This window comes from Alteromonas sp. 4NH20-0056 (assembly GCF_057539655.1).
On record NZ_BAAJLS010000002.1, the window covers coordinates 1 to 16,628 of the forward strand.

Sequence of the window (16,628 nt, forward strand, 5' to 3'; positions counted from 1 at the left end):
TGAGCAGCCTAACAGTGTCAGAATCCCCTTGAGTCAAAGAGCAAGCGTTAGAGCTTTTGTTTTGCTACTTCAGTTCTATGTCACAAGGCCACGATTCAAAGTCACCTACGAAGGGAAAGAACGAACAATTTCGTGAATTGCTCTATAAAGCTGCCTAGTCAGCCCAACTCGGAAAGCCGCATAACGTTGCTGAATGCGGCTTTTTTCTTTTTAGCTGTTTATTATTTGGCTATTTTTTGACAAGTAAATACGACTATGACAGCGTAGGATAAACAAACTATAAAAAACTCGCGACTGATAGCGGGAAAGGGAATTTCAAATGTATCAAAAGCTTGCCTGCGTTTTTATCGGCGCCGTATTTACCCTAAGCGTTAGCTTTCACGTAAACGCCAAAGTGCGTGGCGAGGCCGTAGTTACAACAATAACGTCAGAAGTTTTAAATGAGTCGCGAGAATTGCTTATTCACTTACCTAATAACTATTCCCGCTATAAAGATACCACTTACCCTGTTTTATATTTGCTAGATGGCCAGCGCAATTTTGCCCATACCGTTGGCACGCTTGATCTGCTAAATCAGTCTGGAATGGCGCAGGAAATGATTGTTATCGGTATTACCAACACCGAGCGCACGCGAGACTTCACACCTACCTATGATGAAAGCTACAACCAGTGGGGAATATCTGGTGGTGCCGACAACTTTTTAGACTTTCTAGAAAATGAACTAAAGCCTTACGTAAAAGCAAATTATCGCACCAATAACTACGCGATTATTTCTGGCCATTCATTAAGCGCCCTTTTTACCGTATACGCATTGCAAGAGCGGCCTGAGCTATTTCAAGCCTACTTTGCATTTAGCCCAAGTTTGTGGTGGCACGAAGAAGTTGTATTTCCAGAGGCAAAAGCGTTCTTTGCGTCAGATAGCGACCTTAACAAATACCTTTATATCAATATGGGTAACGAAGGTGGAAACATGCTAAGCGCATACGAACGTTACGTTGAACTACTAAATAGCAGCGAACGAAAAGGGTTTACCTTTGATACCGAGCTAGATACATCTGAAAGCCACAATACTACTGCGCTTGCAGGTATGAGCTTAGCGCTTCAAAAACAGCTTAATTCGTTACGCCCAACAGGTGCGATAATACAAGAAGGCATTCCTGCGGTAGAGCAATACTATAAAGACCTTTCTGCAAAATACGCTTTTGAAGCAAAGCCAGAATATAAAGCCGTAAACCACGCGGGTTATGCGGCGCTAAACAAACAAGACTTGGACTCTGCCATTGCAATTTTTAAGGAAAATGTAGCTCGATTTCCTGACAAGTCTGACGCCTACGACAGCCTAGCAGACGGTTATGAAGCTAATGGCAATTTAGCCATGGCACTTGAAATGCGAGAGAAAGCGCTAGCAATGAGCTATGAAGAAAATGTTGAAAATGGTGCTTTTAAAACACGGCTGGCTAACTTGCAAAAGAAGATTACCGAACGTACAGACGACTAGCTATTGAACGCATGATTTAGCATATTGCTAGCATTGAGCTCACAGACCACTGCAAAAATGTACAGCAAAGATCAACATGCCCTAACTACATACTCAAAAAATATAGAGATTGATCTACTTCGCAGCTCGTTCTAGAGGACGGATGGCAATAAAAAGCCCCGCATAGCGAGGCTTTAGAAAGAAATAGAATTCGCGAGGCTTAAAATCTGAATGTACCTAATAGCGTTAATGAGCCTAGTGTGCCTTCATCGGTATCAACACCAGCACCAAAGCGAATTGATGAATGCGCATTAAACCAATAGTTAGTACCCAGCTCTATGACGTTTTTAGAACCAAAGCGATCATTGTTCTCGTGCATTGCCATAACGCCTACACTCCAGTTGGCTTTGAAGTAGTAATCAGCATCGACTTCTAACGCAAGCTCTTCATCAAAGTGCGTAGCTTTAAGCTTGATATCCCAACCCGGTTTAAAGCTTGAAGGGTTAAAACCGAAGCTTGTGTATCGAGCGAACACAGATGCACTGAACTCAGAGTCGCCAAAACGTTGCACATCGCTTCCACCATCAAAAGACCTGAAGGTTTCATCAAGATCGTAAAAATCGACGCCCGCTCCCACTTCCCAATTTTCAGAAACAAACTTTGAAACATCAACGCCAAAACGCTGTAGGGTTGCATCGTAGAATCTGTTGTCGTCAGTCGTTCTACCGTAACGGTCTCTTACTACTAAATCGTCTTGTGAAAACCATTCTCCAGTAACATTAAACTGGTCGATGTTATCAATACCGAAATAGTCTACCGATACATTGTTGCTGCGCTGAAGATATGGGCTTATTGCGTGAGCCTGCTCGCCGATATTTACCGTATCAAAATAATGACGGTAGCTGGCACCAATGAAATTATCATCCGCATCTCTGACATCAGAAAAACCAATGCTGACTTCGTGGTTAATTGGCGTAGTTTCGGCAAATACGGTAGGAGTAGCTAGAGCGAGGGCGCAAAGGGCTGCACGTGTAACAAACATAATAAATCCTTTTTATATTGCTAGCACCGTTATCTATTCGATGCTTTTAAAAAACGAGAGCACAATTACCCCAAAATCAAAGTCGCGTAACGGTAAATTCTTCGTCGTACTGCTCATCAGGAGGCGCTCGTAGGAGCGGCAATAGCGCTACTTGAGTCGATAGCGGGTAAGTTTTGTCTAAATGCGCCAGTATTTTTTGAATAACAACCGTGTCTATAATGCAGGCAATTATGGTGACATTGTGTTTTTGACATTTTTCGCACTCAGTCATGTCAATATTGAATACTCTTTTAAGCCTTTGCGCCCATGACATGCTGCGGGCATGGTAGGGGTTTTCTGAATCGTTCAGATGTTCTGCTATGCGAGGGCTGTTCTTACCCCCCTGAGATGCCGTCACTTCTGCTCGCAACGAATAGCATTATTCATCTAGTTATCAGTGGATTGGTCCTATGCCTGAAAGCGAAAAATTATGCTTTGCGAAAGTATAATGGCGTTTGGTTAAAACAATGAGGTTAACAACACGAGCGTGTAAATAATTAACGGTACACCTTGATAACAAAAATAACTGCCTTACCATATTAACTATCACTATTGATGGGAACCAAATCATGAACGCCACGAAGCTAGACACATTACCTGAAGCATTCGCTGTCAGCTTACAAGACAATATGTTTATTTATGCTCACGGCGAGCAAGCAGATAGTTATTTACACGGCCAATTAACGGTAAATATAAATAAGTTAAGTGACGACAGCGTTCGCTACTCATCCCATTGTGACAATAAAGGGAAAGCGTGGTCGCTATCGTTTGTCACACGGTTTGATGATGGTGTCGCGATATTAGTCAACAAAGACGCGGGAGCAAAAAGCCTCGCAGAACTTAATAAATACGGCGTGTTCTCAAAAGTCGATATTACCGATGAGAGCAATCACTATACGCAGCTGTATGTAAGCAATGCATTGGCAGAAACGCTGTGCCTTTCACTGTTCTCTTCATTACCGACTGAACCATTAGCGAAAGTAGCATCGAAAGATGGTTTCATTTTTAAAAGCGACTTATCGACATCGGGCTATTACGTAGTACTTCGCAGTGAAGTAGCGTCGATATTCCTTAGCAATATTGCTGAACAAAATATTGAAGTCTACGACCACAGCGTTCTTAATGCCCTTCGTATCAAAGACGCTATTCCTGATATCAGTGGGTCAACTGTTGGTGAGTACGTGCCTCAAATGTTTAATGTGCAGGCCATAAACGGTATTGATTTCGATAAGGGATGCTACATGGGGCAAGAAGTCGTCGCGCGCACGCGATTTCTTGGTAAAAACAAGCGTGCTGCGTTTGCCTTTCACATAGACAGCGCCGTGCCCGTTAATATAGGTGATAGCATTGAGAAAATGGCAGGAGAGCATTGGCGCTCTGGCGGTACCGTCATCACTGTTGCGACACTCGGGAACGAAACGTGGTTTATGGCCGTTGTCGCCAACGATACCTCGAGCGACGATATCCATCGCCTAGCTGAAAATCCTTCCATTACCTGTTACCCTTGTACATTGCCTTACAGCATTGAGCAAGCTACCAGCAATATTGTGAAGAAACGCAGGTAGTCGTAAGCAAACTATTTTAATCATTTGCCTTTTTTAGGCTAAACACAGGAATTTCTATGACTATTACTTCTGATAGTGTCGTTACGTTGCATTACACGGTATCGACAAATGACGGTACGCAACTCGACTCTTCTGTAGACAAAGAGCCGCTTGTAGTATTACTCGGGCGCCGCTTTCTTATTGAAGGATTAGAAGACGCATTGGTAGGCAAAAACAAAGGCGATAAATTCGACTTATCTGTCGAACCTGAGAAAGCGTATGGCGAAAGGGTTGATGCGCTAGTGCAACAAGTCCCTCGCACAATGTTTGAAGGCATGGATGTTGAGGTAGGTATGTCGTTTAGAGCAACGACGCCAGAAGGTGAACAGTCGGTCATTATTATCGAAACCACAGAAGATGACGTGGTCGTTGACGGTAATCACCCTCTTGCAGGTATTCCGTTAAACTTCGACGTGGAAGTCATTGATTTTCGCGCGGCGACGGAAACCGAACTTGAACACGGCCACGCTCATGGCGCAGGCGGCTGCGGCCACGAACACTAAGAAAAAAAGGGAGCATACATGCTCCCTTTTTGTAATTTAAAGTGCTTCTTCGTTTTGTTCGCCAGTTCTTATTCTCACGGCGGTTTCTACGTTGTAGACGAAGATTTTACCATCACCAATTTTACCCGTTTTTGCAGAAGTCATAATAGCCTCTACCGCTTGCTCGACAAGCTCGTCGTCTAACACCAGCTCAATTTTTATCTTTGGTAAAAAATCTACCTGATATTCTGCGCCACGGTAAAGTTCTGTATGCCCTTTTTGACGTCCGAAGCCTTTCACTTCTGACACCGTCATACCGGCTATCCCTACCTCAGCTAGCGCTTCCCTTACATCATCCATTTTAAATGGCTTTATGATAGCTTCTATTTTCTTCATGTTTTTTACTCGTCGTAAATCGTTGGAATTGGTACGCGTTTGTGTTGCGTACGTTCGTAGATATAAAGCAATTTTTCTTCCACATCGGCAGCAACGGGCTTCCCTTCAAGGAAGTCATCAATTTGGTCATACGTCATGCCTAACGCTTGTTCGTCAGCTTTTTGCGGTGATAGCGACTCTAGGTCGGCAGTGGGCGCTTTTTTAACAACAGCAGGCGGTGCACCAAGATGAGTAGCGATAGCCCGAACTTGACGCTTACTAAGGCCAAACAGCGGCGCTAAATCGCATGCGCCATCGCCATACTTCGTGTAAAACCCTGTAATATTTTCAGCAGAGTGGTCGGTACCAAGCACTAAACCATCCACCATGCCTGCGATTTCATATTGAATAACCATGCGTGTGCGCGCTTTAACATTGCCTTTAACAAAGTCCTGTTTAGCTTCGCTGCTAGGCAATAAATTAGTCTCTCGTAACGCTGACGTCGTCACGTCGTGAATGGCGTCTGCACCAGGCTTCACGTTTACGGCTACCGAATGGCTGGGTTGTATAAAGTCGATAGAGCTTTGCGCATCCTCTTCATCAGCTTGGGTGTCGTACGGAAGGCGCACGGCGATAAACTGATAACGTTCGTGATGCTCTTCATTGAGTTCGTCAACCGCAAGCTGCGCCAACCGACCCAATGTGCACGAATCAATGCCTCCGCTAATGCCCAAGACAAGTGCGTTTAACCCTGATGTGAGGAGTTGTTTCTTTATAAATGAAACACGACGTGCGACCTCAAATTCCACATCGATATCAGGCAGTACCCGCATTTCTTCAATAACTGCTTGTTTTTGCATCATAATGTCCACGTAGATTTTTATTCTTTGTAAATAACGATATTACGACAAAGCCGCAATAGATGTTAGTATAAATATTGAGCCATTGTACCTTTTACCCGTATTACGTAGGCTCACGTTAAATGTCGTACTTCTCTATATCAGCACCAAGAAGGTCTGTTAATTCCTACGCCAAGTATTTTACTTTATGCTATACGCTGTTTTCATATACCCATAGAAGGCAAATATAGTTTACCCTTAAACGTATCAAAATCGGCGATTTTGGCTTATTTTAAGGGTTAAAAAATTTCAACAAAATATACACCTGACAGGCACCAAGGGCGAAAATGAAGGTTCAATCAACACCTAAAAATCAACATGGTCTTACGCTTTTAGAACTGCTTGTCACCGTAGCGATTCTTGGCATTTTAGTTACCGTTGTTGCACCAAATATTCAGTCAATTCTTATCAAAAACCGAATAACCGGCGACGTTAATACGCTAAGTGCTATCGCACAGCGGGCGCGATTTACTGCGGTTGATGAGCAAACTGACGTCACCCTTTGCCCCACATCAAACTACACCAGCTGCGTCTCTGATTGGAAACGCGCCAAAATGGTATTCATCGATAGCAATGGAAACGGGTCGCGAGAAAATAGCGAAACACTCATTGCAAGCAGCGATCCAATGCATACTCAAAACGCAGTAAGCGGTATTACGGGCACCATTACCTTTAACGAGCAAGGCGCAATTAGCACGCAAGCATCAATTACCGTTTGCCCATCGTCCGGCGAAAACAGTTATGCATCAGCCTTACTATTATCCTTATATGGTCGTATCGCTATCGCTATTGATAGTGACGGTGATAACGTGAAAGAAGATTTGTCTGGTAATGCGCTAAGTTGCAGTTAAGTGTTTTTATATCCGATGTCCCCAGCACCCGCTTGGGGACTGAGAGGCCTCGGTAATGGTCAACGTTCTGCATGTATCACTGACATCAAGAAACGACATAGTCACGTTAAACTCATAATGTGTAGGGCTAAGGGCAACGGTGGATATCACGGCCCCATTCACTGCAAGCGGTGGCAAGTCTGCTAACGGTTTATAGGCCCCATACAGAACCCAGTTATTTTCTTGCTCTAGTTGCAACCTTAACAAATGCGTCATCACCTCATAACGAGATACTTTGTTACTCGCAAACGTCAAATTCGGCAACGTTATCGCCGCAATAATCCCGATAATGGCTAAAACCACCATCAGTTCAACAAGAGAGTAAGCCCGCTCTTTGTCGTTATCTTTTAACCTTACGCCATTATTCCGTTCCATGGTTCAGCTCTTTTTTTTTGCCAATACGAATAAGCTAAACCATATCAACCATAACTAACGGCAAAAACCGAACAAAAGCATGGTTTTAAATCTCAACAAAGGGCTCTCGCTACTCGAGACTATGGTGTTTATCGTGATCATGGCGATCGTCATCGCTCAAGGAGTCCCTTCTTTCATTCAGTGGAAAAAGCAAGAAGCACTAGTCACTTCATTGAATAAAGTCACGGCACTGCTGAAGCATGGTAGGCAATATGCCCTCAGTCATCGAGGCAGCGTCAACATTATTGTTCAAAGTGGCGCAAACAGCTGCATGGGCATAACCACCCTTGCAACGTGTAATTGCACTGTGGTCAATAGTTGTCAGAATCAGAGTAATCGGTCGTCGATAAACCTGAGTCCGCTTAACACGGAAATAATGCTTTCTGGTGGCACTAAAAAGATAATTACCTTCGATGGGACACATGGAATGAGCTTCAACTCAGCCACATCAGTTACGATAAGAAATAGCCTTTACACTGGCAAAGTCATTGTCAGTAATACAGGGCGAGCACGAGCCTGTGTGTCTTCATCGTTACCGGGGTTGCCTCTGTGCTAGCGCGTAATGAAGCGGGTGTGGCATTGACTGAGTTTCTCATTGCCTCGGCACTCGCCACCAGTTTTTTACTATCGGTTACAACGGGTGTAGCCGCCTTCAAACATCACCTCACGCTTAGCCAACATCAGGTGATACTAACCAATGAGTTAAGGCTGATACGCGCGACGCTGTCTATGCAGCTTAAACGTTCGGGGTTTTATCACACCTCTCCCACTACTTCCTTGAACAACACGGGGCTATCGCCGGCAATAACCATTGGCCAGCACACTGCAGAAAGCGCGAATTCTTGTATATTATTTAATTACGACAAAAATCAGAATGGGACAATAGATACCGCTTCGGTGTCTGAGCAAATAGGGTTTAGGCTGCGTAATGGTAGTCTAGAATATCGTATGGCGGGCAGAACCTGCGACCAAAGCGGATGGCATGATCTTAATGATATCCAGTCAATCAAAGTCACCCGCTTTGAGGCTATCCAATATGCGGCTTCCGAAGAAGGAGCACTATATAATATTTCCTTAGCGATGGCTTGTGCTCACTTTCCAGATATTGCAGTAGCAACAACCCTACTTGTGCAGGTTCCCAATGACTAATTGGCAAACAAGAAGAGGCGATGCCCCGCGACACAGCCAAGGGATTGTCGTTCTCTCAATAACGTTAATCATTATGGGGGTTTGCGCGCTCATACTTGCTTCAGCCACCTTGTTAATCAAAGAAGAAGGAAGGCTTCAAAAGGCCGATACAGATTACCAGCTCGCCATGTTTGAGGCAGAACGAATTGTTAAGTCGATAGCAGAGCAAATACGCTTGCAGGTACCTCCATTAGACTTCGATAAACAAGGCTATGGGGTAACGACAACCACGCGAGTCGAAACAGCCCGCAATGGCCAGCCTATCGCCATTTTGGACATATCAGTAACCCACGCGACTATGAACGTGTCGGTTCGACAACGTTTCGTATACTTTCCTATGCTGTTCTCGCTACCGACCAATAGCATCAATATAAACGCACCTGCCTTGGTGGAAAGTTTGTTCAACACGCCTTTGACACAACTCGTGCCTTCGCAATTTCCAGCGCTGAGTACAGACTCCAACTGCTCTGCCCTCGCGCCATCGTCAATGTACTGGATTGAAGGCAATTGTGTGCTGTCTGATAATACCGTTTTAGGCTCGCCTAGCGCACCAGTATTGTTGCTTGTAGAAAATGGGGATGTGGCGTTTGACGAACACGTAACACTGCATGGATTGGTTGTCCTTTTTGACAGCGCGCCGTCGCCAGTACCGCATGCGCTAACGGTTTCATCAACAGCACGTATCCATGGCGCCGTGGTCGCTAATAGCGCAGTCTCTCACACTATTATGGGGGCAATAAGCTTTGACGAAGATAATTTACAGCAACTTCGCGACCTCCCCGCTTTACAGAAATCTCACGCGATTAAGGGAAGTTGGTACGATGCGCATTGACAAAAACTCGCTGGAGAATACACCAATGAAAGTCATGCCTAAAGATAAAGTAATTCGAGCAAAAATATGGGGCATAGCAACGCTAGATTTGCTTTTGGCTACCTTCTTGTTTGTCGCTTTCTTTACTATGGCGTTAAAAGGAAGCTTAGCATTACAACGCCATATGAAAGCAATGCAATACCAAACCGCTATCAACCACTATTTTATCAACGAAGCTAAACAATTAGCCTTTAATACAGAGCACAACGCAGCGGCTTTTGACGCGCTAGAAGCAAACGTTTATGCGGTACCCAATGCATCCAACATAAACATCACAGTTGCTGTAGACGCGGGGCAGTTAAGTCAATTGGGTTGGCAGTGGGGAGCTCACGTTGTAAAAACAAATGTGAAAAAGGTAAGCGTGTCACTGCAAACCACAGCGGCCCACGACACGCCCAATCATACGATAAGACAAACTACGTTTTTCGTTATGCGCAACGACGGGAGTAAAACGTCAGATATTGCCGCGCTTACGCCACTTTTATGAAAAAGTGATACCTCCAAGTAAGCTGAGAATCGGTACTAAGACAGATTCTCTACGGTTTTAACACGACCAGCAGTATTCCCCGCTTTCGATAGAGCCATTAGCATTTTTATCCCACGCTTTACGCCCGTCGCTAAAGTAAAACAGAGCACCATTACTTGCTTGCGCGGTACCGCTTACCGGCGTGGCTTTCAACTCATAGCTTGTTGCGCTAGAAGCCACAATGGTAAGGTCATAGCGTTTATTTGCGCTAGGTTCCGACGAGGGTGAATACGATGCAAAGATAGCTGGCGCGCCGGTATTTGCGCCACCACTACCGGCGCCTTCATAGCTAAACGCGCCGCTATGATGACGTTCCATTGCTGCGGCAAACGCGAGCAAATCAGCTTGACCAGTACCTCGGTAGCCATCAGCGATAACCGATTGGTAAGACGGGTAAGCAATACCAGCAATAATACCGATAATAGTCACCACAATCATAAGCTCTATTAGTGAAAAACCCTGTGCGTTCTTATTCATCATGGTGAGGTCTCGTCTCTTTCTGTTTCTGAATGCCAGCTTCCGCGCTGAATACGTTCAAACTTACCATAAATATTTTGCGCAAGACATGCAAAGGCCGAGGTACACGCCTCTTCATTTCCATCTTCATCTACCGATATTACTGCAGATACACACTCTGTCCCCAAACACACCACCGGACTCACAATCTCTTCAATCAAAATCTTGGTGTCTGGCGCAATACCCGTTTGCTTAAGCTCTGCGGAACGGTCACCGCCATCCAAATCACCATTTTGATTAAGGTCGCTAACCGCGTTTCCGTTGAACATATTTACCAGATACGCGCGGCTGTTACCCGTTGGCGGTGCACACGTACTTGTGCTGCTCACTGCAGGTACGTACGTGGTAAAAAAGACTTTATAGTCGATGATTAACGGCGACGAAAGTACTTTTTCTCCGCCAGTGGTCAGTTCGATATACCAACCTTTTTTATTGGCAAAGTTCGCGGCGGCAACATCTCTCGTTGTTTGGTCAGAGCTCGTCAGCGCATGCGTGGTTGCATTATATAAATCAGTATGACTGGCGGAGGTTGAGAACGTATACAAACCGCTATTATCACGTTGAAAGACACCGTCATCTTTGAACATGTAGAAGTTATCCTCTACCACAGTATCAAGTGGTGACGCGCGCCACCCGCTGCCGATGGCAACACCGTAGTAAAGTTCATCTCCCAGAGCAACTTCAGTAACATCTGGCCCGTAAAAGAATCGGCGATTACTTTCAGCCGTGTCACCACCGAAGTCAGCTAATCTCGCCCCTTTTACAAAATCACTTCCAGATTGGCCATTATAGATGTCCATTCTGAACAGTTGGCCGCCCATATCAGCAACATACATGTGATCTGCATAACCGTCATTATCTCTATCGATAACAGAGATTCGACCTGGAATGCTGTATTGAAGTTCGCTAATGTTCAAGTCGGCATCAGCATTACTGGCATGCCATAGCAATGCGCCGGTGTCGGCATCGAACATATAAACGGCATTTCCTACACCATCTACGGCACGAACGATCTTATTGTCTTGTGACACATCATAACCACCGCCAATGATCATCACATTTTTATCTTCTGAACCAATACGAACTTTAGTAATAGTTGGACGTGACCAAGTCTGACCTAGCTTCTCTAAGCCTGTTGTGCCGCCCTCAATCATAAATTTAAGTTGCGGTGACGTTTTTTGGGTTACATCAAATACATAGTAATTCCGCCCCCCTCTTCTCATACCAAGGTACAAATAGGTGCTTGAGCCGACGGTGCGAAGCACCATATCACCATCTAACCCATACTTATGATCGAAAGAAGAAATATCCTGATAAAAATGATGCAGGTTAGACAATAATGACTTGGGCATTACAGCAAAATTTTCCTCGCCGGTCTGCGCATCGAACGAATGCAACATTCCATGATTCGTTGCCACAAAAATCGCTGAGTCAGTATTGCTATAGTTAACGATAACCGGCTGCGAATGAATAGGGTCACCCATCTGCAAGCGGAAGTCGCTGGTATCGCCATCGCCATCACTGTCTTTTACGTCCACGCCTCTTGCCCATTTGAGCAATACATCGCGAAGCGCTTCAGGGTCTGACTCTGCCTCTACCCCCATATCGGCTACTGTGATCCCCGTGTTATTTTCGTGCAGCACATTACCTGAGCGGACAATGGTGCCTGCACCATCAAACACATATAAGTTACGACTTGCAGACATCTTACTCGCTGCGCCGCCCTCTCTCACATCGTTACCGTCACCTAACACTGACCAATAGCTGTGAGAGTTGTCAGCGAAGAACCCTGTGACGCTGTCAACGGCATCAAGCCCGTTCTTGTCTAACACCTCATCACCACTCAAACGATAGCGCTTGAGATTTCCTGGCCAAATAGCCCCTTCACTTGGCTTAAATAATGCGAAATAAAGCTCATCTCGGTGAGTAAGACGGTTTAACTGGTTAACAGCCACCCCAGGTGAAACGAAGGTTGCATTGATATCTTTTACCGAACGCAATATCGTATTAAAGGCTTCAAGTAACTGGGTACTATCATCAGCCCGATAGAAACCACCACCACTTTGAACAGCAATTTGATTTAAGAAGTTATTCGCTGTGCTGTTTGCAGCAAAGCCTATGGTATGCGTAATAACTCGTCTGTCGATTGCCGACGTTTCCACCTTACTAATGTTTTTAACTAAATCTAAGCCACAGCGCTCACCGCCGCTTCCCGTACAGGTTTTCCCTACCAAAGATTCAATTCTAGACACACTGTGATTGTTATTCGCTTCACCATCTGAAAGCAAGACGATGTGGTTGTTGGTCTGGCACTGTAAGTCACTGACAGGCGAAATATACCTTGCCCCATTAGGGATATATTCATTAATACAATCGCTGCTCGACAGATTATCCTCAGTACAGCCGCTCGGACGCACCGCGTCGCTTCCTAAATAAGCGCTTCTGTGGCTTACTCGGGTATTCCTTCGAACTGTATTAGAAACGTTGCTATTACCCCTCGCAAGCCCCCAATCAACATCTCTTCCACCATAATAATTTACCGCTTCGTAAAGGGTATCAACAATAGGCGTAAAGCCGCTTGCACTGAGCTCATCGACTTTGCTAATAAGTTGTTCTCTGACCGTTGCCGTAGCGCCTGGTGTCGCGCTGCCGTTATATTTGATAACAAGCCTTGGCGCTTTTGAAGGCACGTCGTTATAACTAAACGCCCCTCGATAACTAGCAAAGTCACTGAACACGAACCCTAACGCGTTACCCGGCTCCCAGCCTGTCCGGTCAACCACCTGCTTAATAACCCCCGATAAGTCGGGAGTGGTATACGTTCGATTTCGTCTAAATTCTGGCATCGACCACGTTGTGCCAGCGGTTTTTGCTAAATCGCGTAGCCGGTGTCGCCTGTTTGGGTGAAAATCATCAGCATCGTCGTCTGCTACAGCTTGAATAAGCATACTGGCACTGCCATTTCGATAAGTATCGTAGGCAGTAAACTCAATGTATGCCTCTGTAATTTCGGCCCCTTGCGGAAGATTTACATTTCTAAAACGAATACCAATATAATTATTGTAATAACTGCTAAAGGTAAGCTCGGCCCCTGTATTTGCATAACCACGATAATTTTCTTCTAAGTTATCCTTAGAGTTCGACACTTGGTAGATAGACTCACCACCAACACAACCGGTGGCGGTAGAATCATCGTATGACACAACTAACTGAGGAGAGCCAGCCTGACCGGAATCATATGCCCTGGCCTCTCGCGAACTGGCCGGATCGCTACTGGTACCTTCTACTAACAGTGCTAGGTCTTTACCGCCACACCAGTCGCCTAAATCAACGATTTCTTGGATTACGCTAGATATATCTGGGCTGGCAATAATCTCGTTAGACGAAGGGAAACTGTTGTCACTGGCCCACACAACGTTATTACTGGTTTTGGTACGTGACGATAAGTTATTTGACGCTGTGGTAAATTCGTTTGGTGCTGCAGATGCTTCACCTGAAATGGTCAGTGTGGTTCCAGCAACATTAAAGCCCTCTGAAGTAAACCTAATGTAGGCGCTTAATATTGTGGCGCCTTGCGGTATATTCATCTCACTAAAACGCATCCCTGAAGTCACGGTTCTAGTGCCGTCGCTTAACGTTAGGTCATTCGATGAAACATTAACGGTGCCATCAATTTCATGAGCATCGTCTGCACCGCTGCTGGTAGAAGTAACCAACTCTGGGCGGATTGGCTCATCTACGCCTTTTATTGGTAATAGAATCGGCCCACCGTAATCAGAAAATCGCATCAGGCCAGCATTGATATTGGTCGCCGATCGTAATGCCTCTTTTAATGCGTTTTGCACGCGTAACATACGGGTTTGATCGGTATTGTCATACGCCCCCATACTTCCCGAGGTATCCATAATGAATAGGACATTGGGGTTGTAGGTAACGGCATTGCTGGCATTTCCAAGGTAGATATCTAAATCGTCTCCCATGGCGGAGAAGCCGATACAGCTAAATAGACTGATGGAAGCTAGGTAACTCGATAACTTTTTCATAATACACGCCCTCTATTGCGATGCCGGAGCGAACACTGACGCCGCAAGCGTATTAGCAACAACGGTGGGTTTACCTGAAACCCTTCCGCAACCTCGAATAATAAAAACATGACAATTGATATTACTGCCACCTATCACATTACTAGAACCACGGCACGCCTGCTCTCGGATGAACGCCGTGCGTGACCAGCTTTGCGATGACGGTACACTTTGGTAATTTCCTGTCACCGTATGGCGGTCCCCTGTATTCAAGCCACCTTGAGTTAGCGCTCTATCGGTCCACTCTCCTTCATCAAAACAACTCATACTTTCTACGGTAGGGTCAAGTTCTTTACCTTGACGTGCCTCAGACAAGGGGTCTGTTTTAGTATCATCAGCTAGTAGTATTTCATCTTCAGATTCAAAAAATACGCCCGCGATTGCAGACTCGGCTGCGTCAAATGCAAGCCCGCTTTGTTGCATCGACACGGCCATTTTAGATTGAGATAAACTACTGGAAACTGCACTTACGCCAAGAACAGTAAGTGAAAGAAGTACCAATAAGGCAAACACCATCACGAGACCTTGTTGTTTCATCGCGAACTCCTTACAAAGTTTTTCATATTGCGCAGTGCTAACGTTTTGGTAAACACTTGATAATAATGATCGGTACTCATTGTTGTAGACGCTTCATTTAACAAAGCGTACCGAGGCGCAACAGTTTGCTGCACCTCATTTTGATAGCTTTTCAGCAACAACGCCCAGCGAATGGATACCACCTGCTGTTTTTGTGCTCGAAATAGAGCCAATTCGTTAGCGGTGCGATACGTTATAGCTTGCCCCAGTGATTGGTCCACACTATCGGTTATGCCATATTGAAGTTGGAAACTTTCAACGTTATCGAGCAACGTTATTGCAACTGGCGCGATTACTTGGCTTTTTAAGCCCCGAAGCACGCGGCCGTCAAACCCCATACACTTGAGCGTATTTCCACTCACAAAGTAATGATTAACGACGTGAAATTCATCACCGTTTGCATAGCCATGGGTATTTCCTGTACAGTCTTTGGCCGCGAGCATACTAACGGTAAGCTTATCGTTTCCCCCATTCACTGCTTGCGTAGCACCAAGCGTAGCATTGGATACAAAGTCGCCAGGCAGCGCGATAGGATTATTCTCTACGAATGCAGCTTCTGCCACTGGGTCGACTGAGTCGTCTATTGTCGCAGAAACTAAATCATAGCGGCCCACCTCATATAACTCACTGGAAAGCCGCCCCATAATAAATCGCCCTGACTCTTGCACCTGCGCCACAGCCTGATTCAACTTATTGGTGACACTACTGCTTACCAAGACTTGAATAATTGCGCCCGAAATTAGCAGCCCTAACGTCAGGCTAATCATAAGCTCTACAAGAGAAAACCCGTTCTGATTGGGCATAGGATGAAAGGTACGCATCATAAGGTCACATCCTTAAACACGCAGCCATAGCTGTCACCCGTATTGGGATTACATCTAGTATTTAATGTGTAGCGACTATTGCCACTCGATGAGACAGGCCACTTGAGCATTATTTCAACACGTGATCCTGGGCTGCACGCATAAATATCAGCGTTGTTATTATCAGCACAATTCACATTAAGTAAGGTTTGAGGGTTAGTTTGAACGGCAGAACATGATAGCGCCCATCCGTCGTATTCTGCCATTTGTGCTTCTGTACATTCGGCCCCTTCACAATTAGGAATACCGGCCGGGCGTGATAAACAATAACAGTGATACTTATTTGATGAACCACCACAACTAAGGCCATCGAAATTATAGTTGGTCGCCTCAAAATATTTATTGTTCGCAACCATACCGTCGCCCACCGTTGGCGGGCGAGCAGCCGTTCTTAGTCGTTCTGCAACTTGCGCAGCAACCAATTCTCCCTGCGTCCTACTAATGGCATCTTTGTTTGCAAACGAACCGGTGAATTGCAGCGCAGCAACACCTAACAATCCTATGGCGAGTATGAATAAAGTAATCAATATCTCTATCAACCCCACACCGGACTGCAACGTTCGCTTGCCTTTAGAGCTGTACGCTTGTCTTACGTTCATTTGAGACCATGTAGTAAATTAGCACGAATAAGTGTCATATTGCCTTTGATATACATACGTTTTTTGATACCACTAACGATAATATCTGTTACCAGTTTAATAGTGTAAGCTAAAAAGTCGAGTTACAGGGTATCAGCAGCAATTAATACGTATATTCATAATCTATTTAACTAGTCTCATTTCTT

Annotated in this window: 18 protein-coding genes; 8 read left to right on the forward strand and 10 right to left on the reverse strand. The window is 45.1% G+C overall.

The window, feature by feature from the left end; genetic code table 11:
• The first annotated feature begins 319 nt into the window (after positions 1-319).
• Positions 320-1,498 (forward strand): alpha/beta hydrolase-fold protein, encoded by a 1,179-nt coding sequence (locus tag AC27EZ_RS03575; protein ID WP_487134011.1) that lies wholly within the window; start codon positions 320-322, stop codon positions 1,496-1,498.
• Between the two features lie 199 nt (positions 1,499-1,697).
• Here AC27EZ_RS03575 and AC27EZ_RS03580 read toward each other — a convergent pair whose 3' ends face one another.
• Together AC27EZ_RS03580 and AC27EZ_RS03585 are read right to left on the reverse strand one after the other, a co-directional pair.
• A complete protein-coding gene (locus AC27EZ_RS03580; protein ID WP_487134012.1) occupies positions 1,698-2,519 on the reverse strand; it encodes a hypothetical protein in 822 nt (273 codons plus the stop codon).
• A 76-nt stretch (positions 2,520-2,595) separates the two neighbouring features.
• Positions 2,596-2,916, reverse strand: coding sequence for a hypothetical protein (locus AC27EZ_RS03585; protein ID WP_487134013.1), 321 nt, complete (start codon positions 2,914-2,916; stop codon positions 2,596-2,598).
• A gap of 211 nt (positions 2,917-3,127) precedes the next feature.
• Between AC27EZ_RS03585 and ygfZ the strand changes: the two genes are divergently transcribed.
• Together ygfZ and AC27EZ_RS03595 are read left to right on the forward strand one after the other, a co-directional pair.
• On the forward strand, positions 3,128-4,123 hold the full coding sequence (ygfZ, locus tag AC27EZ_RS03590) for a CAF17-like 4Fe-4S cluster assembly/insertion protein YgfZ (RefSeq protein WP_487134014.1): 996 nt from the start codon (positions 3,128-3,130) through the stop codon (positions 4,121-4,123).
• A 56-nt stretch (positions 4,124-4,179) separates the two neighbouring features.
• Positions 4,180-4,665 (forward strand): FKBP-type peptidyl-prolyl cis-trans isomerase, encoded by a 486-nt coding sequence (locus AC27EZ_RS03595; protein WP_487134015.1) that lies wholly within the window; start codon positions 4,180-4,182, stop codon positions 4,663-4,665.
• Positions 4,666-4,701: 36 nt separating this feature from the next.
• On the opposite strand, the gene AC27EZ_RS03600 is transcribed toward AC27EZ_RS03595, so the two are convergent.
• Both AC27EZ_RS03600 and nadE read right to left on the reverse strand, forming a co-directional pair.
• Positions 4,702-5,040: a P-II family nitrogen regulator gene (locus AC27EZ_RS03600; protein WP_421131946.1), complete on the reverse strand. Its 339-nt coding sequence runs from the start codon at positions 5,038-5,040 to the stop codon at positions 4,702-4,704.
• Positions 5,041-5,045: 5 nt separating this feature from the next.
• A complete protein-coding gene (gene nadE / locus AC27EZ_RS03605) occupies positions 5,046-5,879 on the reverse strand; it encodes an ammonia-dependent NAD(+) synthetase (protein WP_487134479.1) in 834 nt (277 codons plus the stop codon).
• Positions 5,880-6,205: 326 nt separating this feature from the next.
• Here nadE and AC27EZ_RS03610 point away from each other — a divergent pair, with 326 nt between their 5' ends.
• Complete coding sequence (locus AC27EZ_RS03610; RefSeq protein ID WP_487134016.1) at positions 6,206-6,769, forward strand: GspH/FimT family protein; 564 nt, start codon at positions 6,206-6,208, stop codon at positions 6,767-6,769.
• Between the two features lie 6 nt (positions 6,770-6,775).
• On the opposite strand, the gene AC27EZ_RS03615 is transcribed toward AC27EZ_RS03610, so the two are convergent.
• A complete protein-coding gene (locus AC27EZ_RS03615; RefSeq protein ID WP_487134017.1) occupies positions 6,776-7,183 on the reverse strand; it encodes a prepilin-type N-terminal cleavage/methylation domain-containing protein in 408 nt (135 codons plus the stop codon).
• A gap of 79 nt (positions 7,184-7,262) precedes the next feature.
• On the opposite strand from AC27EZ_RS03615, the gene AC27EZ_RS03620 reads away from it, so the two are divergent.
• Genes AC27EZ_RS03620 through AC27EZ_RS03635 form a run of 4 tightly spaced genes read left to right on the forward strand, consistent with a single transcriptional unit; the run spans position 7,263 to position 9,768 of the window.
• Complete coding sequence (locus tag AC27EZ_RS03620; protein WP_487134018.1) at positions 7,263-7,778, forward strand: hypothetical protein; 516 nt, start codon at positions 7,263-7,265, stop codon at positions 7,776-7,778.
• Positions 7,772-8,371: a hypothetical protein gene (locus AC27EZ_RS03625; RefSeq protein WP_487134019.1), complete on the forward strand. Its 600-nt coding sequence runs from the start codon at positions 7,772-7,774 to the stop codon at positions 8,369-8,371. Before AC27EZ_RS03620 ends, AC27EZ_RS03625 begins: the two co-directional genes overlap by 7 nt.
• Positions 8,364-9,242: a hypothetical protein gene (locus tag AC27EZ_RS03630; RefSeq protein ID WP_487134020.1), complete on the forward strand. Its 879-nt coding sequence runs from the start codon at positions 8,364-8,366 to the stop codon at positions 9,240-9,242. Before AC27EZ_RS03625 ends, AC27EZ_RS03630 begins: the two co-directional genes overlap by 8 nt.
• Entirely contained in the window at positions 9,232-9,768 is a 537-nt protein-coding gene (locus tag AC27EZ_RS03635; RefSeq protein ID WP_487134021.1) for a hypothetical protein, read from the forward strand. The genes AC27EZ_RS03630 and AC27EZ_RS03635 overlap by 11 nt, the downstream gene beginning before the upstream one ends.
• A gap of 57 nt (positions 9,769-9,825) precedes the next feature.
• Here AC27EZ_RS03635 and AC27EZ_RS03640 read toward each other — a convergent pair whose 3' ends face one another.
• From AC27EZ_RS03640 to AC27EZ_RS03660, 5 genes are read right to left on the reverse strand one after another with little or no spacing between them, the layout of a single operon-like run.
• Positions 9,826-10,287: a type IV pilin protein gene (locus AC27EZ_RS03640; protein WP_487134022.1), complete on the reverse strand. Its 462-nt coding sequence runs from the start codon at positions 10,285-10,287 to the stop codon at positions 9,826-9,828.
• Positions 10,284-14,366 carry a PilC/PilY family type IV pilus protein gene (locus AC27EZ_RS03645; RefSeq protein ID WP_487134023.1) on the reverse strand — a complete coding sequence of 1,361 codons (4,083 nt, stop codon included), beginning with the start codon at positions 14,364-14,366 and terminating at the stop codon, positions 10,284-10,286. Before AC27EZ_RS03645 ends, AC27EZ_RS03640 begins: the two co-directional genes overlap by 4 nt.
• Before the next feature lie 12 nt (positions 14,367-14,378).
• On the reverse strand, positions 14,379-14,942 hold the full coding sequence (locus tag AC27EZ_RS03650; RefSeq protein ID WP_487134024.1) for a PilX N-terminal domain-containing pilus assembly protein: 564 nt from the start codon (positions 14,940-14,942) through the stop codon (positions 14,379-14,381).
• On the reverse strand, positions 14,939-15,805 hold the full coding sequence (locus tag AC27EZ_RS03655; RefSeq protein ID WP_487134025.1) for a PilW family protein: 867 nt from the start codon (positions 15,803-15,805) through the stop codon (positions 14,939-14,941). The genes AC27EZ_RS03650 and AC27EZ_RS03655 overlap by 4 nt, the downstream gene beginning before the upstream one ends.
• Entirely contained in the window at positions 15,802-16,443 is a 642-nt protein-coding gene (locus tag AC27EZ_RS03660) for a pilus assembly protein PilV (protein ID WP_487134026.1), read from the reverse strand. The genes AC27EZ_RS03655 and AC27EZ_RS03660 overlap by 4 nt, the downstream gene beginning before the upstream one ends.
• Between the last annotated feature and the right edge of the window lie 185 nt (positions 16,444-16,628).

Bases quoted from the DNA above. Each gene is read 5' to 3' on its own strand.
- AC27EZ_RS03575 (WP_487134011.1), top strand. From the start codon at position 320: ATGTATCAAAAGCTTGCCTGCGTTTTTATCGGCGCCGTATTTACCCTA.
- AC27EZ_RS03635 (WP_487134021.1), top strand. From the start codon at position 9,232: ATGCGCATTGACAAAAACTCGCTGGAGAATACACCAATGAAAGTCATG.
- AC27EZ_RS03645 (WP_487134023.1), bottom strand. From the start codon at position 14,366: ATGAAAAAGTTATCGAGTTACCTAGCTTCCATCAGTCTATTTAGCTGT.
- AC27EZ_RS03640 (WP_487134022.1), bottom strand. From the start codon at position 10,287: ATGATGAATAAGAACGCACAGGGTTTTTCACTAATAGAGCTTATGATT.
- AC27EZ_RS03650 (WP_487134024.1), bottom strand. From the start codon at position 14,942: ATGAAACAACAAGGTCTCGTGATGGTGTTTGCCTTATTGGTACTTCTT.
- AC27EZ_RS03630 (WP_487134020.1), top strand. From the start codon at position 8,364: ATGACTAATTGGCAAACAAGAAGAGGCGATGCCCCGCGACACAGCCAA.
- AC27EZ_RS03655 (WP_487134025.1), bottom strand. From the start codon at position 15,805: ATGATGCGTACCTTTCATCCTATGCCCAATCAGAACGGGTTTTCTCTT.
- AC27EZ_RS03610 (WP_487134016.1), top strand. From the start codon at position 6,206: ATGAAGGTTCAATCAACACCTAAAAATCAACATGGTCTTACGCTTTTA.
- ygfZ (WP_487134014.1), top strand. From the start codon at position 3,128: ATGAACGCCACGAAGCTAGACACATTACCTGAAGCATTCGCTGTCAGC.
- nadE (WP_487134479.1), bottom strand. From the start codon at position 5,879: ATGCAAAAACAAGCAGTTATTGAAGAAATGCGGGTACTGCCTGATATC.
- AC27EZ_RS03595 (WP_487134015.1), top strand. From the start codon at position 4,180: ATGACTATTACTTCTGATAGTGTCGTTACGTTGCATTACACGGTATCG.
- AC27EZ_RS03615 (WP_487134017.1), bottom strand. From the start codon at position 7,183: ATGGAACGGAATAATGGCGTAAGGTTAAAAGATAACGACAAAGAGCGG.
- AC27EZ_RS03600 (WP_421131946.1), bottom strand. From the start codon at position 5,040: ATGAAGAAAATAGAAGCTATCATAAAGCCATTTAAAATGGATGATGTA.
- AC27EZ_RS03580 (WP_487134012.1), bottom strand. From the start codon at position 2,519: ATGTTTGTTACACGTGCAGCCCTTTGCGCCCTCGCTCTAGCTACTCCT.
- AC27EZ_RS03620 (WP_487134018.1), top strand. From the start codon at position 7,263: ATGGTTTTAAATCTCAACAAAGGGCTCTCGCTACTCGAGACTATGGTG.
- AC27EZ_RS03660 (WP_487134026.1), bottom strand. From the start codon at position 16,443: ATGAACGTAAGACAAGCGTACAGCTCTAAAGGCAAGCGAACGTTGCAG.